Raw genomic sequence first — 25,411 nt, forward strand, 5'->3', positions numbered from 1 at the left:
CCCCTTCAAGGGGGCGAACAAAAAAAATTTCGCATTTTCGGTCCGACAAGTGCCGCAGAGATGAAAAACGCGGCCTGAGCCGCGTTTGCTTAACGATCGTGAGGTTTGCGATCCTCGTCCGGGCGGTGTTCCAGCACCGGGCGTTCGTCGTCCTTGCGCTGGAATTCGCCGTCGAAGGTATTGCCGTTGGCGGCGTCGCCGCCCGTCCAACCGCCGGGGCGATACACCGACAGGTGCGGCATCAGCTTCAGCGTCAGCGATTTTTGCACCGGCGGCAGCAGCAGCAACAGGCCGAGGAAATCGGTGAAGAAGCCCGGTATCAGCAGCAGGAAGCCCGCCAGCACCAGCGAAACGCTTTTCACCATTTCCGCCGCCGGGCTTTCGCCGGCCGCCAGTTTTTGCTGCATCTGCACGAAGGTTTTCATGCCCTGATTGCGCACCAGCGAAATGCCGACGCAGGAGCTGAACACCACCAACAGCAGGGTGACAGCCACGCCGAGCACGGCGGCGACTTTGATAAAGATGGATATTTCTATGTAAGCCAGCAGAAATATCAGCAGTAGCGGTAACCAGCGCACCTGGTTCTCCTATCGGTAGGTAAGGCACGGCCGCCACGGGGCGACGGCGCGAAAAAAGAGGCCGTAAACGGCCGACACCATTACAATGAGGGCATCCCCCCACCATTTCAACCGAGAGCCGGTTTTTATTGCTAAAGTTCACAAACGTGAAAGAAGTCACAGAACCGGAAAAGGGCATATCCTTAAACACCATAAGGTGATCTGGATTCAGTCATTTCTTATCAACCAGCATATGATCTGGGCAGCAACGGGCGATTTGGTTAATCGTTTCACGCCCCAAGCCTTCGGCAACATTAATTTAGGCTGTGCCCTTACTAGCCTTGACCTGACAAATTATTAATTCGGCAGCAACACATAGAGAAGGTTCTCATGTCAAACAACATTCGTATCGAAGAAGACCTGTTAGGAACACGTGAAGTCCCCGCAGACGCTTACTACGGAGTTCACACTCTGCGTGCGATTGAAAACTTCTACATCAGCAACAGCAAAATCAGCGATGTCCCCGAGTTCGTTCGCGGCATGGTGATGGTGAAAAAGGCCGCGGCGATGGCCAACAAAGAACTCAAAACCATCCCACGCAAAATCGCCGACGTGATCATCCAGGCCTGCGACGAGGTGCTGGATAAAGGCAAGTGCATGGATCAGTTCCCGGTGGACGTGTTCCAGGGCGGCGCAGGCACCTCGCTGAACATGAACACCAACGAAGTGCTGGCGAACATCGGCCTGGAGCTGATGGGCCATCAAAAAGGCGAATACCAGTACCTGAACCCGAACGATCACCTCAATAAGTGCCAGTCCACCAACGACGCCTACCCGACCGGGTTCCGCATCGCGGTGTACGCCTCCAACCAGAAACTGATCGACGCCATCAACCAGCTGCGTGAAGGCTTCGATCGCAAGGCGAAAGAGTTCGAAACCATCCTGAAAATGGGCCGCACCCAGCTGCAGGACGCAGTGCCGATGACCCTCGGCCAGGAATTCCACGCCTTCAGCGTGCTGCTGAACGAAGAGACCCGCAACCTGCACCGCACCGCGGAGCTGCTGCTGGAAGTTAACCTGGGCGCCACCGCCATCGGCACCGCGCTCAACACCCCGGAAGGCTATCAGCCGCTGGCGGTGCAAAAACTGGCGGAAGTCAGCGGCCTGCCGGTGGTACCGGCGGAAGACCTGATCGAAGCCACCTCCGACTGCGGCGCCTACGTGATGGTGCACAGCGCACTCAAACGCCTGGCGGTGAAACTGTCCAAAATCTGTAACGACCTGCGCCTGCTCTCCTCCGGCCCGCGCGCCGGCCTGAACGAAATCAACCTGCCGGAGCTGCAGGCGGGGTCGTCCATCATGCCGGCCAAAGTGAACCCGGTGGTGCCGGAAGTGGTCAATCAGGTGTGTTTCAAGGTGATTGGCAACGACACTTGCGTTACCATGGCGGCCGAAGCGGGCCAGCTGCAGCTGAACGTGATGGAGCCGGTGATCGGCCAGGCGATGTTCGAGTCGATCCACATCCTGACCAACGCCTGCTACAACCTGCTGGAAAAATGCATTAACGGCATCACCGCGAATAAAGAAGTCTGCGAACACTACGTCTTCAACTCGATCGGTATCGTCACCTATCTGAACCCGTTCATTGGCCACCACAACGGTGACATCGTCGGGAAGATCTGCGCCGAAACCGGCAAGAGCGTGCGCGAAGTGGTGCTGGAACGCGGCCTGCTGACCGAAGCCGAGCTGGATGACATCTTCTCCGTGGAGAACCTGATGCACCCGGCTTATAAAGCTAAACGCTATACGGATGAAAATGAACAATAACAGACCTACCCGGTAGCCCTGAAAGGCACGCTAAATCCTCTGGATAGCGTGCCTTTTTACTTTCCGGCGCCCACAAAATTTTAACGTTTGATTTTCAATTTCTCTCATTTTAAGGAGTAAACACTATGCTAGCCGTAGAATTGGTTATCGTTCTGCTGGCCATCTTTTTAGGGGCCAGGTTGGGCGGTATCGGTATCGGGTTCGCGGGGGGGTTGGGCGTTCTGGTCCTGGCGCTGATCGGCGTCAAGCCAGGCAGCATTCCCTTCGACGTGATTTCCATCATCATGGCGGTGATCGCGGCGATCTCCGCGATGCAGGTCGCCGGGGGGATGGACTATCTGGTGCAGCAGACCGAAAAACTGCTGCGCAAGAACCCCAAACACATCACCATTCTCGCCCCTATCGTCACTTACTTCCTGACCATCTTCGCCGGCACCGGCAACATCTCGCTCTCGGCGCTGCCGGTGATCGCCGAGGTGGCGAAAGAGCAGGGCATCAAGCCTTGCCGCCCGCTGTCGACCGCCGTCGTCTCCGCCCAGATCGCCATCACCGCCTCGCCGATCTCCGCCGCGGTGGTGTACATGTCTTCGGTGATGGAAGGCCACGGCGTCAGCTACCTGCACCTGTTGATGGTGGTGATCCCATCCACCTTCTGCGCCGTGCTGGTGATGTCGCTGCTGGTGACCTGGCTGTTCGACTCCAAGCTGTCTAACGATCCGGTGTACCTGAAACGCCTGGAAGAAGGCCTGATCACCCTGCGCGGCAACAACGCGCTGGCGATCAAACCGCGCGCCAAAACCTCGGTGCTGCTGTTCCTGCTGGGCGTGCTGTGCGTGGTCGCCTACGCCATCATCAACAGCCCGGGCCTGGGCCTGGTGGCCAAGCCGCTGATGAACACCACCAACGCCATCCTGGTCATCATGCTGAGCGTCGCCACGCTGACCACCCTGCTGTGCCGCGTCGACACCGACATGGTGCTGAACTCCAGCACCTTCAAGGCCGGCATGAGCGCCTGTATCTGTATCCTCGGCGTCGCCTGGCTGGGCGACACCTTCGTGCAAGCCAACATCGACTGGATCAAAGAGACGGCCGGCAGCGTCATTCAGGCGCACCCGTGGCTGCTGGCGGTGATCTTCTTCTTCTGCTCGGCGCTGCTGTACTCGCAGGCCGCCACCGCCAAGGCGCTGATGCCGATGGCGCTGGCGCTGAACGTGTCGCCGCTGACCGCCGTCGCCTCCTTCGCCGCCGTTTCCGGCCTGTTCATCCTGCCGACCTACCCGACGCTGGTCGCCGCGGTGCAGATGGACGATACCGGCACCACGCGCATCGGCCGCTTCGTGTTCAACCATCCGTTCTTCATTCCCGGCACCATGGGCGTGATCTTCGCGGTGGTATTCGGCTTCCTGCTCGGCAGCGTCATGCTGTAAGGCTTAGACCGGGGCTGCGGCCCCGGTTTTCCTTCTGGCGATAAACTCGCCTTCTAGCCAATCCGCCTTCAGGGTATAGTGCCCATTCAAACCGATGAGAGGGCTGAAGATGTCTGATTGCGAAGCTGTCGTCATACTCTGTACCGCACCCGATGAAGCCAGCGCCCAGGAACTGGCGGCGCGGGTCTTGGGCGATAAGCTGGCGGCCTGCGCCACGCTGCTGCCCGGCGCCACCTCGCTGTATTACTGGGAAGGGAAACTGGAACAGGAATACGAAGTGCAGATGCTGTTCAAAAGCGATCGCCGCCGTCAGCAAGCCCTGCTCGACACCCTGAAACAACATCACCCTTACCAGACGCCCGAGCTGCTGGTCTTGCCGGTGATGGCCGGAGATAAAGACTACCTGTTATGGATCAACGCTTCCTTAAACTGATGTTGCTGCTGTGCAGCCTGTGCTTCCTGCCGCAGGCGGCACAGGCTTCGCTGTTCGCGCCGAAGGGCGGCAGCCAGTTCGTGCCTGTCGATCAGGCCTTCACTTTCGATTTCAAACAGCAAGGCAACCAGGTAACGCTGAACTGGCAGATCCGCCCCGGCTACTACCTGTATCGTCAGCAGATCAAACTGGTGCCGCAGCAGGCGACGCTCGGCGCGTTTACCCTGCCCGAAGGACTGAGCCACAAGGATGAATTCTTCGGCGAAGTGGCGATTTTCAAACAGCAGCTGAATCTGCAGGTGCCGCTGCAACAGGCGGCGGCCAACGCCAGCCTCAGCGTCACCTATCAGGGCTGTGCCGAGGCCGGCTTCTGCTATCCGCCGGAAACCCGAACCATCCCGCTGGACGCGGTCAGCGCAGCCGCGCCGCTCTCGGCCTCTGCGCCGGCTGAAGCCCCCGCCACACCGGCCAGCCTGCCGTTCTCGCCGCTGTGGGCATTGCTGATCGGCATCGGTATCGCCTTCACCCCGTGCGTACTGCCGATGTACCCGCTGATCTCCGGCATCATCCTCGGCCGCGACCGGCCGCAAAGCAGCGGCCGCATTCTGGCGCTGGCGGTGGTTTACGTGCAGGGCATGGCGCTCACCTACACCCTGCTGGGCTTGGTGGTGGCCGCCGCCGGATTGCAGTTCCAGGCGGCGCTGCAGCATCCTTACGTCCTGATTGGCCTGTCGGTGCTGTTCATCGCGCTGGCGCTGTCGATGTTCGGCCTCTATTCCCTGCAGTTGCCCTCAGCGCTGCAAACCCGGCTGGCAAACTGGAGCAACACCCAGCGCGGCGGCTCACTGACCGGCGTGTTCCTGATGGGCGCCCTGGCCGGGCTGATTTGTTCCCCCTGCACCACCGCGCCGCTCAGCGCCATCCTGCTGTATATCGCCCAGAGCGGTAATCTGTGGGCCGGCGGCGGTACGTTGTACCTGTACGCGCTGGGGATGGGCATTCCGCTGGTGATCGTCACCCTGTTCGGCAACCGCCTGCTGCCGCGCAGCGGCCCGTGGATGCAGTACGTGAAAGAGGCCTTCGGCTTCGTCATTCTGGCGCTCCCGGTGTTCCTGCTGGAGCGGGTGATCGGCGACCTGTGGGGCATGCGCTTGTGGAGCCTGCTCGGCCTGGCGTTCTTCAGCTGGGCCTTCGCCCTGAGCCTGAGAAGCACACGCGGCTGGACGCGCGCTCTGCAACTGCTGCTGCTGGCGGCGGCGGTGATCGCCGCGCGGCCGCTGCAGGACTGGGCTTTCGGCACCGACCAGGCGCAGCAGGCGGCTCAACCGCATCTGGCCTTTACCCGCATCAACAACGTCGAACAGCTCGATCTCGCGCTGCAACAGGCGCGGGGCAAACCGGTGATGCTGGACCTGTACGCCGACTGGTGCGTAGCTTGCAAAGAGTTCGAGAAATACACCTTCAGCGACGCCGCGGTGCAGGCGAGCCTGGCCAACGCGGTGCTGCTGCAGGCGGATGTGACCGCTAACAGCGCGGAACAGGCGGCGCTGCTGAAGCACCTGCAGGCGCTGGGGCTGCCGACGATCCTGTTCTTCGATCCGGCGGGCCAGGAACTGACAGCACAGCGGGTCACCGGTTTTATGAAGGCGGAAGCCTTCAACGCGCATTTGCAGAAAGTGATGTGATAAATAACACTGAGGTTCTGAACCGAAGAGGAGGAAGCACAAGTGCAACGTGAACACGTCCTTGATACCGCGCTGGGCCTGTTGGAACAACAGGGCCTGGCGACCGCCACATTAGAGATGCTGGCGGAAAAACTCGACGTTCAGCCCGGCGATCTCAAGCGGTTCTGGCCTGATCGCGAAGCGCTGCTGTACGACTGCCTGCGCTACCACGGCCAACAGATCGACACCTGGCGCCGCCAGCTGCTGCTGGACGAGAGCCTGAGCCCGCAGCAAAAGCTGCTGGCGCGCTATGACGTGCTGGCGGAATACGTGCAGCAAGACCGCTACCCCGGCTGCCTGTTTATCGCCGCCTGCAGCTTCTTCCCGGAAACGGATCATCCGATCCACCAACTGGCGGAGCAGCAAAAGCTGACCTCACTGGAGCTGACCCGCGAACTGCTGCGCGACATGGACGCCGACGACGCCGACATGGTGGCACAGCAAATGGAGCTGATTCAGGAAGGCTGCCTGAGCAAACTGCTGGTAAAACGCCAGCTCCAGGACGTATCGGTCGCCAAACGGCTGGCGGAAGACATCTTGCAGGTGGCGCAGTGCCGCCGCAACGGGGCGTTGAGCTGAATCGGCAGGGTTGGCGGCACAGCCAACCCAAGGTGATAGCCAGAACAGGCGCATTTTTTGCGCCCTTTGCCTGAAAAGCCAGCAACCGGAGGTATTTTAACGTCTTTAACGCATAAAGCCGTTGACGGCTTTCGGCCAATACGGTTTAATGCTGCGCGTTGCCCGGATAGCTCAGTCGGTAGAGCAGGGGATTGAAAATCCCCGTGTCCTTGGTTCGATTCCGAGTCCGGGCACCACTATTTAGAGAACCCAGCCTATGGCTGGGTTTTTGCTTTTCAGGAACAGGACTCTCCATCGAACTGCGTTCGATTATTCGGCCAAAGGAGCTTACACTGCGGGCCAGCGGCATAGGCGAATGCTCCCTTCTCTACTTGTATCCCCCAAAAACGTTGGCTCCAAGGGTAAGCGAATTGCCGCATTCTCGGTATTAGGCATGAAAGTGGCGGTGCCAGGCGAGCAATGCCTAATTTCGTTGAGGCGGATACTTACTCTCTGGTAAAAAACGCTACGTCATACAATGCGTAGCAGCGTCAATGATGACGTCGCAATGCCAACCAACGGGAAGAATGGCCGAGTTCTTGAATAGATAGCTGCCTTTTCTTCATCCGCTGCGCATGTTTGTAGAATGAATAGATGCTTAAACACAACAAGAATATCGCGAAATAAAACAAATCCACTTAACCTTTCCCTTGGTGTAGATAATACCCCACGTAAATTACGTACAGCTACCATCACTGCCAACGATAATAATTCACCGAACTTATATTTTTAGTCGGAACAACAGGATATTTAATCAACAGTCACAAAAAAAGCAGGGAGGATAACCCTGCTTGTCATTTAAAAATCAATATTACTGGCATAGCGGCGAGTATTTTTTCATAAACGGCGATTCACAGATCGCATTCATGACTTCGCCTTTATCTTTTTCTTTAGGCTTGACGCCTGTGTTGGTGTTGCCCGCACATTGCCCACCATTTTTCCCTTGACCATTGATGCATTGACCAAAATCGCTATTGCCGGCGCCGCTGGCGTTGCCATTATTGCCCTGCACGTTATGATTGCCGTTAAAACCGGCATGTGCATAAGATGCCATCATGATGCAAGCGCCAATAAGTAAAGCCGCTGTCTTTTTCATAACTTTCCCTTTTGCTATCTAACAAATGAATAAAACAAGAATTAACATTCTCCCGGTAAATGTTAATCAAAATAAACTATCCTTTAGCGATATAAAGATAACAGATGGGAATAATTAAAATCATTCCCCATCACGGTTAGGAATACTCTGCCTCTGGTGATAGTAACCAATACATAAAATCATGGCTGCGATTTAACATCAGCTTACCCATTACCGAACGTTTATGGCTGTGCACCGTTTTAACGCTCACCCCCATTATTCTGGCGGTTTGCGATTGATCCAACCCACGCCGCATATAGCCGATAACCTGCCGCTCACGAGGGGTCAGCACTAGACCGGAAAAATGGCATACCGGGCCGGGATTGGCCAGGGCATCGGTCAACAGCGTAAACAGCCGTTGTTGATCGTCGGTTCGGTAAAGCACTCGCTTCGCTCGCCTGGCTGCAACGGTCTGCCTTTCTTTAATGGTGACGACGTGTGCCCTTGAATAGGCAGTCCAACGCCGGGCACGCCGGATCTGTGAGGTCAACACGATGTCAGGCCGCTCATCGCTGCCTGGCAGCAGGAAATGCGCGACTTTATTATACTGCTGCGCATATTTCGCAATACTTAACCGCAAGCCGGTAGCGAAATAGCGATTTTCGTCATCAATCACAATATTGATCGATTTCATTCCCTGAGCCTCCTGTAGGCATAGTATTAATTCGTGCCTGCGATAACCGTTCGATGGATTTTTACTCCAGCTCTCACGATATATGTTTAAACAATAGCGAATCTTTCAGGCCCAACCCGTTACATCGCCAGGAAAACATCACATGCGTTCTTCCTCCAAAATAAGCGGCTATGCTGCGATAAACTTACTGATAACGACTTAGTTAATACGCTCGATAGCAGATTATTTTATGCAACCTCCACAATGGCCACTACCGAAGCAGAAAAGGGTCCCGTGTGTGAGGTGTTCGCATTTTTGAGATCGCCGTCGATAAATATCTCTTGCGTACCAGCAACCACCGTAACAAAACTCTCCAGAGAGTTAACGCCGGGCTTCGCGTTTCGCACTTTCAAGCTGACACTAAGCTTGCCATCTTGACTTAACTTCATATCCGTTACACTGGAGGCAAACTTAACTCGTATATCCGTATCATTCGAGCAATTAACTTTAAATGAACCGCTGGCCTGCCGGCTGGCAACATCGCTTCTGATTGGACCAAAATCGACTACGGCATCGGTGTCAAGAATATCGCAGCTTGCCGTCAGTGGAATAAGCTCGCTGCAGTCAAACAGGCCACCATCGACATTCCCAATAGCTGAAGCTCGCCAACTATAGATACAGGTTTTAAACCCCGGCCTTTTCCCCTCGGCCCCTGGACGGTACAGTGCCGACTTGGTTACTCCGAATCCGCCACGGAGCTTCATCAGCGGCACCAATTCCCCAATGGTTTGGGCAGTCGCTAAACTGGTATTACAGTTACTCGTATTACACTGGTTAGGGGGGGTTCGATCAACCAAAGGTATAGAGATCATGGCTCCACCGGGGTAGACATTACCATCCCAATGAGCAGAGTAGAGCCCAAAGACGTAGCCACATGAATATCCGGTATTAGATGTGGTGTAGTGGCATGCATTCCAACTGGGTATCGGTGCTATATCGTTCAGCGTAGTGGTGATCAGATAAGTTCCCGGTTCCTCTCCTTTTCTGACGCTGGTGGGCGCGTCGTGGTATGCCGCATTAGCCCAGCTGGCCCATCCCAGCAATATGCCCAGAAATAATAAAAACCCTTTCATCGTGTGCCCTTGACGTAGAAACATTATCCCTCCTTAGACATCGTAAAGATTTCATACCGATTGCCACAATAAAAAAACAATCCGCATGCCAGCCCCTAGTTAAATAGGTAAAACCGCCCTCAATCTTCTTATGCCTTATAAAAACGGCGCAATCGCACGCACTATAACCCATAGCGTATTAAGCTAGATTAATCCTTCATATCACTTCTAACACGCGATCTTTTACATTAATTCAATAATGGCCACCACAGGAACAGAAAACGGGCCGGTGTGTGAGGTGTTATTATTCCGAAGCTCACCGTCTATAAATATTTCTCTGTTGCCACCAGGTACTTTTACATAATTATCACCCACGCCGGCGATCAGATCCCTAAACTTCAGGCTGGCGGTAAGCCGCCCATCCTGGCTTAACGGCATATTGGTGACATTGGAATTAAACTTAACGCGCAAGTAAGCCTCGCTGGAACAATTTACCTTGATGCTCCCCGTAGCCTGCCGGGCCGTCACGTCGTTGCTGAATGAACCGAAATCGACGACTGCGTTAGTATCGAGGATATCGCAAGTGAGCGTCTTGGGTATCGAGGGAGTACAACCGAACTTAGCAAAATTAGGATTTGAGAAACTTAAGCAGAGTTGAATATCCCAACCGCCAACCTGCCTCAGCTCTCTTGGCGAGCTTTGCCCATTGCGCCCTAAGTACCTGATTAACGGCGCCAGCTCCCCCATGGTCCGGGCCGTGCGCGTGCTGGTATTGCAATCCGCCGTGTTACATGAACTGTTAGCATCGACCAACGGCACGCTTAAAACTGGGTTCCCCCCCACGGTCATCACCAGAGCCATCATGCAGGGGTTTTTAGATTGAAAACAATAGTTAGGTAATGTCGAATCCGATGAAACATTGAGGAACGTAAAAGAGAGATGAGCATAGTATGCATCTTTATTCTCGATACGAGGAATGGCCTCGAAGTCAGCAGAGCGGGCCACATTCATGCCGCCAAAAAATACGATCAGCAATAAAAAAATATTTTTCATCTGGTTTTCCTCCGGCAAAATAAATTATCCGACCATCGCCAATGGCGAAAATATTCCGCCGGTTAAGTGCCGTCGGTGCGCCTCTTTCCACCGCATTTATAATGCGGCGGCTTTAATTGCTGCCGCAGCCCGGCACCGGAGCAGTGCAGCTTCGGTGCCGGTCTAACGTTTTACTCATATATGGCGGTCATGGTTGCCGACGCGTTGAAACTTCCCACAGGTAAACCCGCGTTCTCTTTGCCGATCGGCACGGCGTAGAACTTAGGCGGATTATTCTGATCGGCAACCACCACCTTGGTATTAGGTACATAGGTTTTATCCCCATCCCCCTCGATGATACGCAACCCGAAATTAGCAAATTGCGGGAGGGGTTGGGCCTGGATCGAGCTGTAATCGCCCCATGGGACGGTCGTATAGCCCAGCATCACCTTAAGCTGGCCGCTGCCTGGTGAACCGCCGCTACAGCTGACGGTGTAAGGGATCGGCATTTTCTTGTAGGTTTTACCATCAACCTTGGTGCCCACCACTTCCTGAAAATCAACGCTGATATCTTTACCCGTGTTGAGGACGCAGTCGGGCGCCGCCACCAGCTTACCGGTAAAGTTCACATCTATCGCCTGCGCCGCGCCGCTGGCCAGCAATCCCATGCAGGCCAAGGCGGCCAACCCTGGTATATATTTCATCTTCATCTCCTTATTGAACCTCGACTAATAATGTGGCGGAACTGGAAAAGTTCCCGCCACTCAACTTGGCGCCGCCGCGCTTGACCGGTACGGCATAGAGCAGTGGATAATTGGGATAAAAAAAGTTATGCCACTCGTTCAGCTTTAGCTGCTGGCCATTTTCGAACACCAGCTTGATCGCCAAATCTTCCTTCTCGCGGGTGCGCAGCAAACCGACGCCAAAACTCGCGATATTGCCCTGCAATGACACTTTCATGTATCCGTTCGAGCCGGAGGTATCGCCACTGCAGCTCACGCTATAGGGGATCTTTTTCTTGCCGTAGTTAACGCCGTCAATGTCTGCGATATTCAGTTCGCCGAAGGGCACATCGATATCATTGCCGTCGTTGATTTCACACTTTGGCTTGCCGAAAACTTCACCTTTCACCGTGACATTCACCGTCGCAGCCTGCGCCAGCTGGCCAAAACTCAGCACCGCCAGCAGGGTGAGCGCCGAAGCGGCAGCAGTGCTGGCCGCCAGCGCGCAGCCAAGAAGGAGATATTCGCCGCCGATGGCCAGCGTGCGTCGCCCTGTATCGCCCATACCGTCCACCTCAGTCATAGTTCAGCCGGAAATCGATCGCCGCGCGGTAGGCGCCTGCCAACAGCGGCGCACGCGTGCGCTCCGCCATCACATAAAACTGCAGCCCATTATCGCCCAATGCCAGCAGCTGCGGCCGGCTGCGGCTGCCCAGCCGCACATCGCGGTTATCCGCATCCAACAGCCGCAGCCCCAGGCCTGCGGCACCCTGCACCTGCACCAGCTGCGGGTTATCCGCATCGGCCGGGGCGGTGAAGCTCACCGTGACCACCGGCTGGTAGGCATCCCACAGCCGGTAACCGAGGCGAGTGTCTCTGATGGCCGCCCCCATGCGCGTGCAGTCACGCAAGCGCAGTTGGAAGGCCACCGGCTGCGTGCGGTTGCCGGGCACTGCCAGGCTGCTCGTGGTGGTTTCACCCAGCCAGATATCCTGGTAGGCCGAAGACATCTCCAGCCGGCAGGCGCCTTCGGTCAGCGCGCCATGCACAAACAGCATGCCGTGGTTACCTGACTCTGCCCGATTCGTCAGCAAAACCAGCGCCAATAACGCCGCCTGGCCTGCCCGTCGCGTTAAAGCGCCTCTCTCCTGGCTGTTGCAGCCGCTATCGATTATTTGCATTAGTTTCCCTGCCGCTTCAACTGATGGAGCGCCGCTGCCGGCGCCGATTATCCTTGCTTCTCAGGCACCACCTGACAATCACCGGGGCCACACTTGAAGGTCAGATCCGGGCGGCCGCCATAGTCATTGACATAAGTCAGCACCGGTGCATTGCCCAGGCCAGTGGCGCCTAACGCCACGCTGCCTTTCGGCGGCACCATCAGCGGTTCAAAACCGGCGGCGGTTTTACCGCTCTTGCTGCTGCGGGCATCGACCAGCGTGATGTAATACGGGGTCGGGTTATTGGCCCTAAAGCCCGCGCCCTGGCGGGTCAGCGTCAACTGCTCTTGCCACGGGCTGTACGCGGCATTTTTGTTCGGCACGATCGCCGCCGGGCGGTAGAACAGCTTGATGCGGGTCTGCAGCGCGATCTGCAGCGTGTTGGCCTTGTTGCTCTTCGGCGGGATCTCGCGCAGGTTGAAGTAGAACAGGCTCTCGCGATCCTGCGGCAGCGCCTTGGCGGCCGGCAGCGCCTGTACCTTGACCTGGCTTTGCGCGCCCGGCTCCACCCGCTGCACCGGCGGCAACACGATCAGCGGGCTGTTGATTTTTTCACCCTGCTCATTCTCCAGCCAGCCCTGAGCCAGATAAGGCAGTTGGGTGTTTTTATTGGTGATGCTCATGCTGGCCGAGTTATCGCCGCCGTTTAAAATCACGCGGGTGCGATCCAGCGCGATAGCGGCCTGCGCCTGGCCGCTCAGCAAGGTGGTGGTTAGCAGGCCGGCTACCGACAGCGTTTTTACAGTGTTGTTTCGCATAATAAGCTTCCATTTGGTCAAAAATTGCATTTACGGGTTTTCCGGCGCATCTGCCTGGCCTTCACTGCCTGCGGCCACGCGCCGGCACGGCAGCAGCAGATCGCTCAGAGCAACATCCGTGCGCAACGCCGGCAGATCGATTTCGCATTGCGCCTTCCCTTCCCAATGCACCGTCATTTGTTCACCGGCGCGGATGCCGCTGAGGTAAACGCTGCCGCCGTCATTCACAATCCCGGTCTGCTGCCTGCGGCGGTTGAACACCTCGGCGCCAAACGGCGGCGTGCTGCCGTCCGCCAGGCGGATCACCGCCATCGCTTTCTGGCCGGAAATCACGTTGAAGCGCCGGTAGCCAATGGCCCCTTCGGTGAGCGTCGCCTGCACCACCGACTGCGTCGCTTCAGCCTCGTCCGATAAGTTGGTCAGATCGATGCTCGCCCGGCTGCGGTAAAAGTTGCCGACGTCCGTCACCACCGCTTTGCCAAACATGTTGGTGCGGCTCGTGGCGCCATAGCCACGTACCGGCACCCCGGCCACGCCATCGGTGTCCAGCATCAGGCGGGTACCACCGAAGCTTCCGCTACGGTGCAGCGCCGCCCCCTGGGCGGTAAGCGTGGCCCCGCCCAGCAGGCTCATGCCGAACGCGGAGTACTGGCCCCCCTGATAACTCGCGTTGGCGTCGATACGCGCCGCGTCGCCGTCGTGGCTGTAAAACGCGCTGGCGGAGCCGCCGTTGCGCGAGCTGCCGGCGGTCAGCTGATAGTTGTTGTGTTCATCCAACCGTTGGTAGTAGCCCACCCGCTGGTTGTTATTGTTACGGTTCCACGAACTGCTGTAGCTGAGGTTGGTATCTTCTCCCCACGGCACCGTCAGGCTCAGATACATGCCGTCGTCGTTGGTCCCTCTGGACTTGTTGCGATAAGCCGAGAGTGAGGCGCTCAGGTTTTTCCACGATCCCAGGTTGAAATAGCGCGACAGCGCCAGGCTGTAGCGTTCGTCGGTCGGCTTATCCCAGTAAGTCTGGTGGTCGTAGTTGAGATAGGTACTGACCCCCAGATCACGGAACTGCTTGTTAAAGGTGATTGTGTACATTTCTCGGCTTTTGCCGTTCCGCAAGCCGTGATAACGCGCGTCCAGGTATTCGCTCATGGTCATAAAATTTTCTTCCGAGAAGCGATAACCGGCGAAGGTGATCTGACTGTCGTATTCATCAAAGCTTTTCGAATAGCTCAAACGGTACGAGCCGCCTTTTTTGGTGCCGTCGTCAATCGGCAATCTGGCCCGCGAATATGTGGTATCAAACGACAGCGCGCCGAGCACCAGCAGATCGCGCCCCAGCCCCAGCGACAGCGCGTTATAATCGCCACCGGCGATAGCCCCGCCGTACAGCGACCAACCGTTGCTGACCCCCCAGGAGAATTCACCGGTGGCAAAGGTTGGCCCCTGCACCTGGTGCTCCCAGTTCGACGGCCGACCACCGGCGAACTTGAAGCGCACCATGCCAGGGCGCGTCAGATAAGGAATGCTGGCTGTGTCCACCTGAAACTGCTGCACGCTGCCGTCTTGTTCCTCAACCTTGACGTCCAGCTTGCCCATCACCGAATCGCTCAGATCCTGGATGCGGAACGGCCCGGCGGCGACCTGCGCCTCATACAGCACGCGCCCCTGCTGGCTGATGGTGACTTTGGCGTTGGTTTTGGCGATGCCGGTCACCTCCGGCGCATAGCCGCGCAGGTTGGGCGGCAGCATGTTGTCGTCCGACATCAGGCTGAAGCCGGTAAAGCGGAAGCTGTCGAAGAGGTTGCTCTGCAGCGAATCCTCTCCCAACGCCAGGCGCGCGCCCCACTGCGGCAACGCGCGGAAAGCGTAATAGCGGCTCCAGTCAAACGTTCTCTGGCTCGATTCCCCCGAGCCGGTCTGGTGATTGAGGCTGGTCTGCCAATCGGCCCGCAGCCGCCAGGCGCCCAGGTTGGCGCCCACCGCACCATTACCGCCCAGGCGCTGCGTCTGGCCGCCGCCGTTACTATTCTGCTGCACCTGGCCGTTCAAGTTGTAGTCCAGCAGCAGGCCGGGAATGCCGTTATCCCAACGCGCCGGCGGATCCCAATCCGGCGAGGAGTACTCTAAATAGGCCTGGGGAATGTTCAGATACAGCGCCGACACCGCCAGATCGCCCCTGGCCTCGATGCCCTTGAGGCTGCTCAGATCCAGGCACTGCTCGTTATGCCACCAGCGCAGCTGCTTGAGAAACTCGGTTTTAAGGCCCAGTTTTTCAACCAGCTCCGGCGAGACGCAGGCCGCACTGCCATCGGGATCGTTTTCCGGCGGATAGAAAACCACCGGCTGCTCATCCAATGGCTGCTTGTTCACCACTACCGTCATGCTGTACTTGCCCGGCATAATAAAGGCGCCTTTGGAAAAGCGGCCGAGATCGATATTTTTACGATCGTTGATATCCAGGATGTCAGTGTTGAACTGAATTGCATCATCCGCCCGTCCCGGCAACGCCAGGCCGCAGAGAGCCAGAGAAATACATATCCCTAATAAACTTAACGGGAGCGCCCCCGATTTAAATTTTCTCGCATCCATGATCCCGCCAACCTTTAACTTATTTATAATCAGTAGTAATCCAATTTAAAACGAATGGCGGAGCGGTAATCCCCTGCGCGCAATACCTGGCTGTTAGCCACCAGCTGCATTGAATAATTCAAGCGATAATCTTTTGTTAGGGTATTTTCTATTGACATCGGCACCCCAGGGTAAATATCTGTGCCGATGCTATCGACAATGCGTAACGCCACGCCACGGGCATCGCCGATGACGCCGAAGTTTTTTCCTTCCGCATTACCGTCAAATATCATGCGGAAATGCTGGCGCCCGGTATTGGTACTGTTTTCCCCTGCCAGCCCGCAGTTCACCAGCTTCAGCGTAAAGGGGCGGGTCAGCCCGTGCCCATCACGGGTAATTTGTTCCACCGGCAAAATTTTCATATCGATGGTTTGATCACGGCTGGCCGCTTCAAGGGCGCAGGCCGCGTTGACAATAGCGCCTTCCATATTGACTCTTCCCCAGCCAATAACCGAAGCCGTTGCCGGCATCGTCTGGGCCGTAAAAATCGCGACCAATAGGGAAGGCGCCACTACATTTTTGCCAATAAGGGCCATAGAGATTATCCCTTGCAAACAGGAATCCATTCGGGGAAAAAGCATACGGGCTAGTCCCGCATGCTATAATTATTCAACCTGTCGTAAATCGATTAGTTGTAATTTACAATGAAGTTAGCAGTACTGAAGAAGGTACCGGCTTGAATTGGTTTATTTTTATCGTCTCCATTACCACGCAGGTGAGAGGTGAAATTCAGAGTATATTCAGTATCTGCGCCCGCTTTCAGTACACCAATGTTAATTGGCGTACCCAGCTTAACAGTGTCCGCGCCATGAGAGATAACGACACCGGCGTTTTTAGCGGTGCTCATTGGACCGAATTGCAGCATATCGTCTTTAACACCTTTAAGACCGTTGAAAGTGATCGTCATCGCCGTCTCAGTAGGAGCGTCAGGCAAAATACAGTCTCTCAGCACAATATCGAACGGAGTCTTAACAGCGGAATCACGGCCATTCAGCAGGCTGGAGTCGCCGATTTGGCCCATTTTTACAGTTTGCTCAACGCTCTTCTGATCCATTGAACATGCAGCTTTCGCAATAGAACCTTCAAAGTGAACCTTACCGGTGTTAGCTGCCTGGGCCATCATAGAAGAAGCGCCGAAGGCCAATACCGCTGCAATCATAATTTTGTTCAGTTTCATAGAGATTCCTTACATTCCTTAGTAAGTAGTGGAGAAGAATTAAATCCTTAAAGTCACGCATGCAATGCAGCAGCTTTATTCCTGAGATTCCTGCGCATTGTCTCCGTGGCTAATACGCTGCGTTTCCGCGCCCCGTATCAGTGGAAACAAATTTACACTTAGCGCCTTCCATTTGAAACGTTATGTCGCAAAAATACAAAAACACAGGATTATTATCGATAAAATAATAATTAAATAGATTAAAATCACGATAAATAGGATTTAATTATCAGTATTTATATTAAAAAACTTGTAATCAGATAAACATTTCATTTCAATTACACGAATAAAGAGAAAAATCCTATTGCCCTGCAACTCAAGGGATTGAAAAAAGTACACAGAGGTCTCAGAATAATCTCTCGACAGGAAAGTTGACGGGTAAATAAAATGATTTTCATTATAAATGAGAGCATCCTCTATAACGAGGAGGAAGGCACATTGATGCATGTCGATAATGCCAGCAATAAAATAGCTTTACTGAAGCCGACCAGCAGACTGCTTTCGTTGTTCATCAAGAATAATAACAAGCTGTTGTTGCGAGAGAGGTTGCTTAATGATGTTTGGGTCGATTATGGGCTGAAAGCCTCCAACAATAACTTAAACAATTACGTTTCCGGGTTACGTAAATCACTGGCGCAGTTTGGCGCCGAGGAGATTATCGTCACCTATCCACGTCAGGGGTTTAAATTTATTGCTCGAAACATTCATGAAGCGAATGAAAATAAGGTGGAAATATATAGAGAAGAAAAGCACCGTGAAACGGAAATAGCGTCTACGCCGCCCCCCGGGACTTCTCCCCCCGGCATCCGACGAGCATTACAACGCTTAATAATGATTGCCGCTGCCTGTCTGGTGCCTTTTGCCATCATTGTGCTGTATCAAAACAGCACGCGTATCAGCGTTTACCCACTTGGGAATTACCAAAGCTGCCAGGTGTACAGTATGACTTTAGGTGGAGGAAGCCTGGAGAACATCAAGCAGGTGATACAACAGGCGGGCTTCAATTGCCGTACGCGGGCCGACGTCTATTATTACGCTAACATTCTTAATGAGAGCACTAACCAGGATGAACAGCAGGTCACCTACTGCCCGCGTACCGGTAACAGCCCTTGCATCAATAATTATATAGCCGGCAATCAACCTTAATCTTTTCGCTCTTGATACCCAGGGTCAGAGACAACATCGGCCCCCCGGTAATTCTGGGGGGGACCGTTATGCGCCAGTCACGCAGACAAAAAGCGGCGAATGGTTATCAGTAAACAGATAGTGATGCCGATCGATACGCTCGATGCGCAAATGCAGCTGCTGCCCGGCGATAGGTAACCGGCGATTCATATCCTCGCGAATAACAGAGTCCTGCGGCTTGCGGGTATTTTTCGTTACCCACATGGTGTAGTTGCTGCCGCGACGCTGGTAACTCATTTCCACGGAGCGATCGACCACATAACGTGTATCACCATCAAAAAAACTGCCGCTCATCAACATAGTGAGCTGTCGCGCGCCCTCAGGCACGATGCTCACCAGCAGCACACGCTCCATCGCCGCATCTTTATCCTGATTATACACCCGCATCGACGCCCGGCATTCCGGCACCTGCGGCATAGCGAACAGCACATAAGCGGCGGCGCAACAGCAGGCCAGCGCCGCAAAGACTAACAGCGCGTAACGGTAATGCCATATCCGGTTATTTTTCCAGACTTTCATAGTAGTTCTCGCATTGCGCTTTGCCCGCCGCCATCGCCGTCTGCGGACAATAAAAGAAGTAAGAAGATCGCACGCGTTCTGCGCTGCCTGGTACCACCGACTGGCTGTCGTAATAAAGCAGCGTCGCCGGTTCACTACAGTGAATATGATTTCGTTTATCCAGCAACGTTTGCAAGTGCGCCAAATCCGCCTTGCCGGAACCGGTCTTATGATAAGAAGCGATGAACTTCACCTCACAGCTGCCGATGTTGCCTACGCTTACCGTGCTGATCGGCGCATAGCCGGCGTCCTGCCAGGCCCACAGACCGCTCCCCGCCGCCAACAGCAGCAACGCGGCCAACCCGAGGCGCTTAAATCGCTGCGCTCGCAGCGGCTTGGTCGGCAAGGCGCTTTCTGCAGCCGCCGGGATCGGCGGCTCCGACGAACTCTCCGCCAGGCTGTCCGTCGTCTTCAACGAAGTGGCGGTAAACATAAATCCCTGGCGCGGCAGCGTGATGATAATCTCGTCCTCGCCCAGGGCGGCGAACATCTTGCGCAGGATGGAAATGGTGTTATTGAGGTTATTGCCGGAGGCCACCTGGCCGTGCGCTTCCCATACCTGCGTCAGCAGGGTATCGCGGGAGAGCACCAGGTTATTGTTTCTGACCAATGTGGACAGCAGGCGGTTCAGGGTGGCGGTGAGCGGTTGAGGCGGTAGCTCAGCATTGATATCCACCAACTCTGATCTATCTTCATGATATTTAATCTTATTATTAATTATGTATCTCATTATTCCCCGCTCAAAAAACTAATTAATAATAATTAGCCCTTGTTAAACATGAGAATAGTAGCACACGGCGTGAGTTAAGAAAATTCCTAGAAAAACGCATAAAAAGCTAAATAATCATAAATATAAGAAATAACATTGTGCTGTATCACAGGGTGCCAAACATTTAACTGATGATTATCTATTTCTTATCATGTCGACATTAAAATGCCGCCCGGAAAATACTGGGCGGCACGAGAAGTCGCTATTTTCACTAGGCTTAACGCAACAAGGCTTACTCTTTTAAACGCCGCAGTTGCCTACCCTGCCAGCCACCGAACAGCCACTGGCCGGCTATCGCGCCGAGCAACGCGCAGAACATATCGGACTGCGTGTCCCACGGGTCGCCCTGGGTGCCGAGAAACTCGTCGGCGCCCTGGCCCAGCGCCAGTGCCGCCCACCACTCGATCAACTCATACACCGCGCTGATCGCCAGCGCGATGCAGCACACCACGAAGCCCAGCATCTTGCGGCCCTGCACATAACCGCCGCGCAGCAGGATCTCGCGCGCCGCCAGCGCCGGCACCAATCCCTGGAAGAAATGCCCCAGTTTGTCGTACGGGTTGCGGCCAAGATCCAGCCACTGCTGCACCTCAAAGCCCAGCGGCACGCGAGCATAGCTGTACATGCCGCCGAAAATCAGGATCAGCGCATGGAAGAAAATCAGCGTGTAGAGCAGCGGCGTCAGCGGATAACGGCGATGGGTCAGCCACAGCAACGGCAAAACAATCAATACCGGCGCCACCTCCATCAACCAGGTGGTGCGATCGTAGGGGCTGATGCCGCTGTGGATCAGCGCGGCCAGCAGCAGCAGGGTGATAACGGACAACAACAGCGGTGTGCGTGAAGCAGGCATAACCCACGTTCCTTCGGATCAATAAGGCAATCCACACTTTATACCGCAGATCGCACGGCGAAAAAAAACAGGCTGAGCGTCGCCGCTTCGCCTGTTCGAGGGGGTTTACCCTGCGCGGGATTATTTCAGCGCTACGCGGATCACGTCGTCCGGCGCGGTCGCTTCTTTCTCGCGGCTGGAAGCCTGCTTGACGCTAACGTACAGCGTCTGGCCGTCCGGCGACAGCGCCAGGCTGTTCGGGTGGGTCGGCGTCTTGATGGTGTTCAGCACCTTGTAGCTCTTGGCGTCGATCACGCTCACTTCACCCGCCTGGCGATGGGTCACGTAAACTTCATTGCGCGCCGGGTTGAACAGCACCGCCAGCGATTCCGGCACGTCGATCTTGCTCAGGATGTTGCCGCTGCGGGTATCCACCACCAGCACCTGTGGCTGCTTGGAATCGGTGATGAACGCGCGATGGGTGGCGGTATCCAGGCTGATATTCAGGAAGAAGTGCTCTTTAGCCTCATCCAGCTTCTTGCGCGACAGCACCTTGTTGCTCTGGGTATCGATGGTCACCAGCTCGCCGTCGGCGTTGGTGACGTACAGGCGCTTGGCGGCGGCGTCCAGCGCCAGGCCGGTGCCGTATTTGCCGGTGTCGGTCACGGTGGCACGCAGGGTCAGATCCTTGCCATCCACCACCCACACCACGCTGGATTCACCCAGCCCGGTAATGTACAGGGTATCGCTGTCGGCATCCGCCACCAGCTCGCGCGGCGCCAGCGGCTTGACGGTCTCAGAGCGCTGGCGCGCGTCCAGCACCAGGCGGCCTTTCACGTCGCCGGTCTTGGCGTCGATGGCGGTCACCGAGTTATTGACGGTGTTACCGAAGAACAGCGTGCCGGTTTTAGCGTTGACGGCGGCGCCAAACGGCTTGATGTCGTTATGAATAATCTGGGTCACGTCCAGCGTGGTCGGATCCAGACGGTATACGATACCGCCCTTGTCCAGCTTGCGGCTCTGCGACGTCGCCAGGTAGAGCGCGTTCTCGCTCGGGCTGTAGGCCATTTCATAGGCGCCCTTGCCAACCGGCTTGCGCAGCACTTCCGGCGCAGTCTGCGCCAGCAACGAGTTGGAGAACAGCAGCGTGGACAGCAGCATCAGCGGGAATGCCGCGCGTTTTCCCTTGGTGATCAAAGCATTCATCGAAATCTCCTTATAGAGCCAACGGGGCAGCCGAGCGGCCGCCCTCTCATCGTTATTAAAATCAGGCTTTCTCTTCGGAAAGCAGCGCCCACCAGCTGTCGATGGTCGGGTTGCGCGCCAGCGCGATAAAGTCGATGTCGCCGCGGATCTTGCGCCAGCGGGTCGCCAGCTCCATGATGCGCACCGAATCCAGGCCATAATCGATCAGGTTTTCATCGTTGCCCATGTCTTCGCTGTCTTCGTCCAGCAGCGGCAGGATCTGCTGACGCAGCGCATCGATGCTGGCAATGCCTGCCGCCGGCAACAGCGACGCGGTGGTCACCACCCGGCCGCAGCGGCCGGCGGTATAGCGCAGCGCCATCAGGTGTTCGTCGCGCGAGAAGTCCGCCAGGCCGTCGGCCACCATGAACGGCTGGATGTTGCGCATGAAGGCGTCAATGGCGGTGGTCAGGCAGCCGATGTGCGCATACACGCCGCAGATGATCAGCTGATCGCGGCCGGACTCCTGCAGGATCTCCTGCAGCGGCGAGCGGTGGAAGGCGCTGTAGCGCCATTTCACCAGCACCGTGTCGTCTTCGTCCGGCGCCAGCGCGGCGGTCACCGCCTGCTGCTCAGGGTGCTTGTTCAGGCCCGGCCCCCACATGTCGTTCAACAGCGCGCGGTCTTCATCGCTCTGCTGGTTCGGCTGTGCGGTATAGAACACCGGAATGCCCTGCTGTTTGCAGTAGCGGCGCAGGTTGGCGATGTTCTCCACCACCTGTTTGATCAGCGCGCTGTCTTCGCCCCAGAAATTGAGGAAATACTGCTGCATATCGTGGATCAGCAGCGCGGCGCGCGGCGGTTCTACCTGCCAGGTGACTTTATTTTGCGGCAGTTCGTCCGCCGTCGGCAGCGCGTAGTCATTAAGTTTTGGAATGGCCATCGATTAATCTCCCTGAGCCTGAGTCTGTAGTTGCGCGTCGAGCTGCTGGCGCAGCCGTTTTTTGTCCACTTTGCCGACCGGGGTCAGCGGCAGGCTGTCCACCTGAATAAAGCGATCCGGCAGTTTGAAGTCCGCCACGCCCTGTTCGCGCAGGTGGCGGCGCAGCACCACCGGCTTCAGCGGCGCGTTGGCGATGATATAGGCACAGCTCTTCTCCCCCATCAGCGCGTCCGGCATCGACACTAACGCGGCGTTGATCACGTCCGGATGACGCAGCAGCAGGTTCTCGATCTCCTCGGCGGCGATCTTCTCCCCGCCTCGGTTGATCTGGTCTTTCTGCCGCCCCTGCACGGTGATGTAACCGTCTTCGCTGATGCTGATCAGATCGCCGGAGCAGTAGAAACCGTCAGCGTCGAAGGCGTCGGCGTTGTGCGCCGGGCTCTGGTAGTAACCGCGGAAGGTATAAGGCCCGCGCGTCATCAACCGGCCGACCTCGCCCGCCGGCAACGGATTGCCGTCGTCATCCGCCACCCATACTTCGTCGTCCGGCGACATCGGCCGCCCTTGCGTCGTCAGAATGTGGCGTTCGTCGTCGTCCAGCCGGGTGTAGTTCACCAGCCCTTCCGCCATGCCGAACACCTGCTGCAGTTGGCAGCCGATTTCGTTCTGAATGCGCGCCGCCAGCGTTTCGCCTAGCTTGGCGCCCCCCACCTGCAGCAGTTTCAGGCTGGCGAGCTGGGCATTGCCGCCCCACTCTTCGATCGCCTGCAGCCACAGCGTGACCGCCGGCGGCACCAGCGCCGTCACGTTGATTTGGTGCTGTTCGATCAGGCGGAAGCACTGCGCGGCGTCCGGATCGGCGGCGAACACCACCAGCCCAGCGCCATAAAACACGCCCAGCACACCCGGCGAACTCATCGGGTAGTTGTGCGCCACCGGCAGCGCGCACAGATAGCGGGTCTGCGCGTCGAAACGGCAGATCTCCACGCTGCGGCGAATGCTGTAGTAGTAGTCATTGTGGGTACGCGGGATCAGCTTCGGCGTACCGGTGCTGCCGCCGGATAGTTGGAAGAACGCCACCTGATCGGCCGCGGAAGGCTGCGCGACAAAACCGTCGCTGGCTTCGTCCAGCCAGGCGGCCAGCGCCAGCTCGCCCTCGGGCTGGCTGCGCAGCGCCACGACGCGCAGCGAAGGATGCGCATCGCGGAAGGCATTCAGGAATTGATCGTCGGCAAACAGCCCGTGCTGGCGGTCGGCGATCAGCAGCGCCGGTTTGATCTGCTCGGCATAGGCATTCAGTTCGCTGCGCTGATGGCTGAACAGCGCGTTGACCGGCGCCACGCCAATCTTCAGCAGCGCGAAGAACACGATATAGAACTCCGCCACGTTGCCCAGTTGGACCAACGCGGTGTCGCCGGATTTCACGCCGCGGCGCAGTAAAGCAGCCGCCAGGCGATCGGAACGCTGCTGCAGCTCGCGGTAGGTCAGGCTGCCCTGGGCATCGATAATCGCCGGGGCGTCGTTGTTGGCCTGGCGGTCGAGGATTTCGGTCAGCGGCTTGTCAGTCCAGTAGCCGCGCTCGCGATAGCGGCTGGCGAACTCCGCCGGCCAGGGGGTAAAGGCAATGCTCATCTTGTCGTTATCCTTGATTCATACCAAAGGCACGCAGAATGGTGCTGAGTTTGGTGCCTGTTTCATGCCATTCAGATTCGGGTGAAGAGTCTTCCACGATGCCGGCGCCGGCGAACAGCCGTACCCGATTGCCGTCAACGGTGCCGCAGCGGATAGTCACAACCCACTCGCCGTTGCCTTCGTCGTCGCACCAACCGACGATGCCGCCGAACAGGCCGCGATCGAACGGCTCCAGCTTGCCGATCAGGGCGTGCGCCTCGGCCGTCGGCATGCCGCACAGCGCCGGCGTCGGGTGCAGCAGGCAGGCCAGCGACAGGGCATTTTCGTCTGGAGACGCCGCCTCGCCGTCGATCGGCGTGGAGAGATGCCACAGCGTCGTGGTGGTCAACAATTCAGGGGTGTGCGGCACGTTCAGGTAGCGGCAGCGGCCGGCCAGCACGTCACGCATGCTTTCGGTGACGATGCGATGCTCGTGGCGATCTTTCGCCGAGGCCATCAGCCGCTCCCCCACTTCGCGATCGCGCTGCGGGTCGGCCTCGCGCCGGGCGGAACCGGCCAGCGGGTTAGAATAGAAACGGCCGCTGTCCTGGCGCAGCAGCAGCTCTGGGCTGGCGCCCAACAGCGCGCCCTGCTCCAGCGGCACATGGAAATGGAAACCGTGCGGATTCTGGGCAATCACGCGCGCCATCAGCGCATGGCGATCCACCGGCTGGCGCGTTTCGATCTCCAGCAGGCGCGACAAGACCACTTTATCCAGCTCACCGGCCTTCATCGCGTCGACGGCGTCGCTGACCATCTTCATAAACGGCTGCTGCGGCGGCAGCTCCGCCACGCCGGCCAGTTCAGGACCGTTCGCCGGCGGCCGAACGCCAGCCATAAAAGCGGCGCGATCGAACCAGCGGCTCTGCTGCGGAATAAACAGCGCCGAAGGCTGCCGGGTATCGAACGGGATGGCACCGCACAGCAGCGGTTTTTTGATACCGGCCTGGCGGGCCTCGGCAAACGCCTGCCGCACGCTGCGCTGGAACTCGCCGTTCAGGTCGGCGCCGTCTGCGGCCGGCAGGCGAATGCGGCTGAAACAACCGGTAGTGGTCAAGCTGCGGAAAGGAGAGGTAAAGAAGAAGCCCGACGCCGGAGAAAAATCAGCGGCGAACCGGTGTTCTTCGCGCTCCTGCATTTCCTTTCGATTGATGTCGTTCACGGCAGTATCCATCGCTTCGCCCTCAAGGATTTGAAGTGATAACCAATATAATAATGATTATCATTTGAGTTAATTCCGCGCTAAATT

At 56.8% G+C, this 25,411-nt stretch carries 25 protein-coding genes and 1 tRNA gene; 7 read left to right on the forward strand and 19 right to left on the reverse strand.

The window, feature by feature from the left end:
* Positions 1-89: 89 nt before the first annotated feature.
* Entirely contained in the window at positions 90-578 is a 489-nt protein-coding gene (locus tag ACJ8J4_RS16755; protein WP_004929660.1) for an FxsA family protein, read from the reverse strand.
* A 369-nt stretch (positions 579-947) separates the two neighbouring features.
* Between ACJ8J4_RS16755 and aspA the strand changes: the two genes are divergently transcribed.
* The 6 genes from aspA (at position 948) to ACJ8J4_RS16785 (ending at position 6,783) form a co-directional block, all read left to right on the forward strand.
* Complete coding sequence (aspA, locus tag ACJ8J4_RS16760; RefSeq protein WP_004929659.1) at positions 948-2,384, forward strand: aspartate ammonia-lyase; 1,437 nt, start codon at positions 948-950, stop codon at positions 2,382-2,384.
* 125 nt (positions 2,385-2,509) lie between these two features.
* Positions 2,510-3,811, forward strand: coding sequence for an anaerobic C4-dicarboxylate transporter (locus tag ACJ8J4_RS16765; protein WP_197836449.1), 1,302 nt, complete (start codon positions 2,510-2,512; stop codon positions 3,809-3,811).
* Positions 3,812-3,920: 109 nt separating this feature from the next.
* Complete coding sequence (cutA, locus tag ACJ8J4_RS16770; protein ID WP_004929657.1) at positions 3,921-4,244, forward strand: divalent cation tolerance protein CutA; 324 nt, start codon at positions 3,921-3,923, stop codon at positions 4,242-4,244.
* On the forward strand, positions 4,220-5,929 hold the full coding sequence (locus ACJ8J4_RS16775; protein WP_197836450.1) for a protein-disulfide reductase DsbD: 1,710 nt from the start codon (positions 4,220-4,222) through the stop codon (positions 5,927-5,929). Before cutA ends, ACJ8J4_RS16775 begins: the two co-directional genes overlap by 25 nt.
* 42 nt (positions 5,930-5,971) lie before the next feature.
* Positions 5,972-6,547 (forward strand): division control transcriptional repressor DicD, encoded by a 576-nt coding sequence (gene dicD, locus ACJ8J4_RS16780; protein ID WP_004929655.1) that lies wholly within the window; start codon positions 5,972-5,974, stop codon positions 6,545-6,547.
* 160 nt (positions 6,548-6,707) lie between these two features.
* A tRNA-Phe gene (locus ACJ8J4_RS16785) sits at positions 6,708-6,783 on the forward strand.
* Between the two features lie 614 nt (positions 6,784-7,397).
* Here the strand turns inward: ACJ8J4_RS16785 and ACJ8J4_RS16790 are convergent.
* The 11 genes from ACJ8J4_RS16790 to ACJ8J4_RS16840 form a co-directional block, all read right to left on the reverse strand.
* On the reverse strand, positions 7,398-7,682 hold the full coding sequence (locus tag ACJ8J4_RS16790; RefSeq protein ID WP_043143788.1) for a hypothetical protein: 285 nt from the start codon (positions 7,680-7,682) through the stop codon (positions 7,398-7,400).
* A 136-nt stretch (positions 7,683-7,818) separates the two neighbouring features.
* Positions 7,819-8,355 (reverse strand): helix-turn-helix transcriptional regulator, encoded by a 537-nt coding sequence (locus tag ACJ8J4_RS16795; RefSeq protein WP_060448260.1) that lies wholly within the window; start codon positions 8,353-8,355, stop codon positions 7,819-7,821.
* A gap of 227 nt (positions 8,356-8,582) precedes the next feature.
* The gene (locus ACJ8J4_RS16800) at positions 8,583-9,491 is read right to left on the reverse strand and encodes a hypothetical protein (protein ID WP_197824984.1); all 909 of its coding nucleotides are present in this window, start codon (positions 9,489-9,491) and stop codon (positions 8,583-8,585) included.
* A 198-nt stretch (positions 9,492-9,689) separates the two neighbouring features.
* Positions 9,690-10,499, reverse strand: coding sequence for a hypothetical protein (locus ACJ8J4_RS16805; protein WP_197824985.1), 810 nt, complete (start codon positions 10,497-10,499; stop codon positions 9,690-9,692).
* A 170-nt stretch (positions 10,500-10,669) separates the two neighbouring features.
* Positions 10,670-11,182 carry a fimbrial protein gene (locus tag ACJ8J4_RS16810; RefSeq protein WP_197836452.1) on the reverse strand — a complete coding sequence of 171 codons (513 nt, stop codon included), beginning with the start codon at positions 11,180-11,182 and terminating at the stop codon, positions 10,670-10,672.
* Positions 11,183-11,192: 10 nt separating this feature from the next.
* Complete coding sequence (locus tag ACJ8J4_RS16815; RefSeq protein ID WP_197836453.1) at positions 11,193-11,783, reverse strand: fimbrial protein; 591 nt, start codon at positions 11,781-11,783, stop codon at positions 11,193-11,195.
* Positions 11,776-12,381, reverse strand: coding sequence for a fimbrial protein (locus tag ACJ8J4_RS16820; protein ID WP_197824988.1), 606 nt, complete (start codon positions 12,379-12,381; stop codon positions 11,776-11,778). Before ACJ8J4_RS16820 ends, ACJ8J4_RS16815 begins: the two co-directional genes overlap by 8 nt.
* Before the next feature lie 47 nt (positions 12,382-12,428).
* Positions 12,429-13,178 (reverse strand): fimbria/pilus periplasmic chaperone, encoded by a 750-nt coding sequence (locus tag ACJ8J4_RS16825; protein WP_197824989.1) that lies wholly within the window; start codon positions 13,176-13,178, stop codon positions 12,429-12,431.
* A 30-nt stretch (positions 13,179-13,208) separates the two neighbouring features.
* Positions 13,209-15,764 (reverse strand): outer membrane usher protein, encoded by a 2,556-nt coding sequence (locus tag ACJ8J4_RS16830; protein ID WP_197836455.1) that lies wholly within the window; start codon positions 15,762-15,764, stop codon positions 13,209-13,211.
* Between the two features lie 29 nt (positions 15,765-15,793).
* Positions 15,794-16,339, reverse strand: a complete 546-nt coding sequence (locus tag ACJ8J4_RS16835) for a fimbrial protein (protein ID WP_025304977.1) — start codon at positions 16,337-16,339, stop codon at positions 15,794-15,796.
* A gap of 92 nt (positions 16,340-16,431) precedes the next feature.
* Positions 16,432-16,980 carry a fimbrial protein gene (locus ACJ8J4_RS16840; RefSeq protein ID WP_025304976.1) on the reverse strand — a complete coding sequence of 183 codons (549 nt, stop codon included), beginning with the start codon at positions 16,978-16,980 and terminating at the stop codon, positions 16,432-16,434.
* Between the two features lie 426 nt (positions 16,981-17,406).
* Here ACJ8J4_RS16840 and ACJ8J4_RS16845 point away from each other — a divergent pair, with 426 nt between their 5' ends.
* The gene (locus tag ACJ8J4_RS16845; RefSeq protein WP_060433939.1) at positions 17,407-18,165 is read left to right on the forward strand and encodes a winged helix-turn-helix domain-containing protein; all 759 of its coding nucleotides are present in this window, start codon (positions 17,407-17,409) and stop codon (positions 18,163-18,165) included.
* A gap of 66 nt (positions 18,166-18,231) precedes the next feature.
* Here the strand turns inward: ACJ8J4_RS16845 and ACJ8J4_RS16850 are convergent, their stop codons facing one another.
* The 7 genes from ACJ8J4_RS16850 to ACJ8J4_RS16880 form a co-directional block, all read right to left on the reverse strand.
* Complete coding sequence (locus ACJ8J4_RS16850) at positions 18,232-18,723, reverse strand: hypothetical protein (RefSeq protein ID WP_049209697.1); 492 nt, start codon at positions 18,721-18,723, stop codon at positions 18,232-18,234.
* Positions 18,704-19,438 carry a winged helix-turn-helix domain-containing protein gene (locus ACJ8J4_RS16855; RefSeq protein WP_244590500.1) on the reverse strand — a complete coding sequence of 245 codons (735 nt, stop codon included), beginning with the start codon at positions 19,436-19,438 and terminating at the stop codon, positions 18,704-18,706. The genes ACJ8J4_RS16850 and ACJ8J4_RS16855 overlap by 20 nt, the downstream gene beginning before the upstream one ends.
* Positions 19,439-19,763: 325 nt before the next feature.
* The gene (locus tag ACJ8J4_RS16860) at positions 19,764-20,384 is read right to left on the reverse strand and encodes a DUF2238 domain-containing protein (RefSeq protein ID WP_049204134.1); all 621 of its coding nucleotides are present in this window, start codon (positions 20,382-20,384) and stop codon (positions 19,764-19,766) included.
* A 120-nt stretch (positions 20,385-20,504) separates the two neighbouring features.
* Positions 20,505-21,569: a 7-bladed beta-propeller protein YncE gene (yncE, locus tag ACJ8J4_RS16865; RefSeq protein ID WP_025304971.1), complete on the reverse strand. Its 1,065-nt coding sequence runs from the start codon at positions 21,567-21,569 to the stop codon at positions 20,505-20,507.
* 61 nt (positions 21,570-21,630) lie between these two features.
* Positions 21,631-22,491 (reverse strand): isochorismatase, encoded by an 861-nt coding sequence (locus tag ACJ8J4_RS16870; RefSeq protein ID WP_049204133.1) that lies wholly within the window; start codon positions 22,489-22,491, stop codon positions 21,631-21,633.
* Between the two features lie 3 nt (positions 22,492-22,494).
* The gene (locus ACJ8J4_RS16875; RefSeq protein ID WP_049204132.1) at positions 22,495-24,123 is read right to left on the reverse strand and encodes a (2,3-dihydroxybenzoyl)adenylate synthase; all 1,629 of its coding nucleotides are present in this window, start codon (positions 24,121-24,123) and stop codon (positions 22,495-22,497) included.
* Positions 24,124-24,130: 7 nt separating this feature from the next.
* On the reverse strand, positions 24,131-25,336 hold the full coding sequence (locus tag ACJ8J4_RS16880; protein WP_141997065.1) for an isochorismate synthase: 1,206 nt from the start codon (positions 25,334-25,336) through the stop codon (positions 24,131-24,133).
* Positions 25,337-25,411: the final 75 nt, after the last annotated feature.

This window comes from Serratia sp. CY47280, assembly GCF_052168655.1.
Classification (GTDB): Bacteria; Pseudomonadota; Gammaproteobacteria; order Enterobacterales; family Enterobacteriaceae; genus Serratia; species Serratia bockelmannii.

Excerpts from the sequence above, each read along its gene's own strand:
- aspA (WP_004929659.1), top strand. The coding sequence starts at position 948 with ATGTCAAACAACATTCGTATCGAAGAAGACCTGTTAGGAACACGTGAA.
- ACJ8J4_RS16765 (WP_197836449.1), top strand. The coding sequence starts at position 2,510 with ATGCTAGCCGTAGAATTGGTTATCGTTCTGCTGGCCATCTTTTTAGGG.
- cutA (WP_004929657.1), top strand. The coding sequence starts at position 3,921 with ATGTCTGATTGCGAAGCTGTCGTCATACTCTGTACCGCACCCGATGAA.
- ACJ8J4_RS16775 (WP_197836450.1), top strand. The coding sequence starts at position 4,220 with ATGGATCAACGCTTCCTTAAACTGATGTTGCTGCTGTGCAGCCTGTGC.
- ACJ8J4_RS16790 (WP_043143788.1), bottom strand. The coding sequence starts at position 7,682 with ATGAAAAAGACAGCGGCTTTACTTATTGGCGCTTGCATCATGATGGCA.
- ACJ8J4_RS16795 (WP_060448260.1), bottom strand. The coding sequence starts at position 8,355 with ATGAAATCGATCAATATTGTGATTGATGACGAAAATCGCTATTTCGCT.
- ACJ8J4_RS16800 (WP_197824984.1), bottom strand. The coding sequence starts at position 9,491 with ATGTTTCTACGTCAAGGGCACACGATGAAAGGGTTTTTATTATTTCTG.
- ACJ8J4_RS16805 (WP_197824985.1), bottom strand. The coding sequence starts at position 10,499 with ATGAAAAATATTTTTTTATTGCTGATCGTATTTTTTGGCGGCATGAAT.
- ACJ8J4_RS16810 (WP_197836452.1), bottom strand. The coding sequence starts at position 11,182 with ATGAAATATATACCAGGGTTGGCCGCCTTGGCCTGCATGGGATTGCTG.
- ACJ8J4_RS16815 (WP_197836453.1), bottom strand. The coding sequence starts at position 11,783 with ATGACTGAGGTGGACGGTATGGGCGATACAGGGCGACGCACGCTGGCC.
- ACJ8J4_RS16820 (WP_197824988.1), bottom strand. The coding sequence starts at position 12,381 with ATGCAAATAATCGATAGCGGCTGCAACAGCCAGGAGAGAGGCGCTTTA.
- ACJ8J4_RS16825 (WP_197824989.1), bottom strand. The coding sequence starts at position 13,178 with ATGCGAAACAACACTGTAAAAACGCTGTCGGTAGCCGGCCTGCTAACC.
- ACJ8J4_RS16830 (WP_197836455.1), bottom strand. The coding sequence starts at position 15,764 with ATGGATGCGAGAAAATTTAAATCGGGGGCGCTCCCGTTAAGTTTATTA.
- ACJ8J4_RS16835 (WP_025304977.1), bottom strand. The coding sequence starts at position 16,339 with ATGGCCCTTATTGGCAAAAATGTAGTGGCGCCTTCCCTATTGGTCGCG.
- ACJ8J4_RS16840 (WP_025304976.1), bottom strand. The coding sequence starts at position 16,980 with ATGAAACTGAACAAAATTATGATTGCAGCGGTATTGGCCTTCGGCGCT.
- ACJ8J4_RS16845 (WP_060433939.1), top strand. The coding sequence starts at position 17,407 with ATGATTTTCATTATAAATGAGAGCATCCTCTATAACGAGGAGGAAGGC.
- ACJ8J4_RS16850 (WP_049209697.1), bottom strand. The coding sequence starts at position 18,723 with ATGAAAGTCTGGAAAAATAACCGGATATGGCATTACCGTTACGCGCTG.
- ACJ8J4_RS16860 (WP_049204134.1), bottom strand. The coding sequence starts at position 20,384 with ATGCCTGCTTCACGCACACCGCTGTTGTTGTCCGTTATCACCCTGCTG.
- yncE (WP_025304971.1), bottom strand. The coding sequence starts at position 21,569 with ATGAATGCTTTGATCACCAAGGGAAAACGCGCGGCATTCCCGCTGATG.
- ACJ8J4_RS16870 (WP_049204133.1), bottom strand. The coding sequence starts at position 22,491 with ATGGCCATTCCAAAACTTAATGACTACGCGCTGCCGACGGCGGACGAA.
- ACJ8J4_RS16875 (WP_049204132.1), bottom strand. The coding sequence starts at position 24,123 with ATGAGCATTGCCTTTACCCCCTGGCCGGCGGAGTTCGCCAGCCGCTAT.
- ACJ8J4_RS16880 (WP_141997065.1), bottom strand. The coding sequence starts at position 25,336 with ATGGATACTGCCGTGAACGACATCAATCGAAAGGAAATGCAGGAGCGC.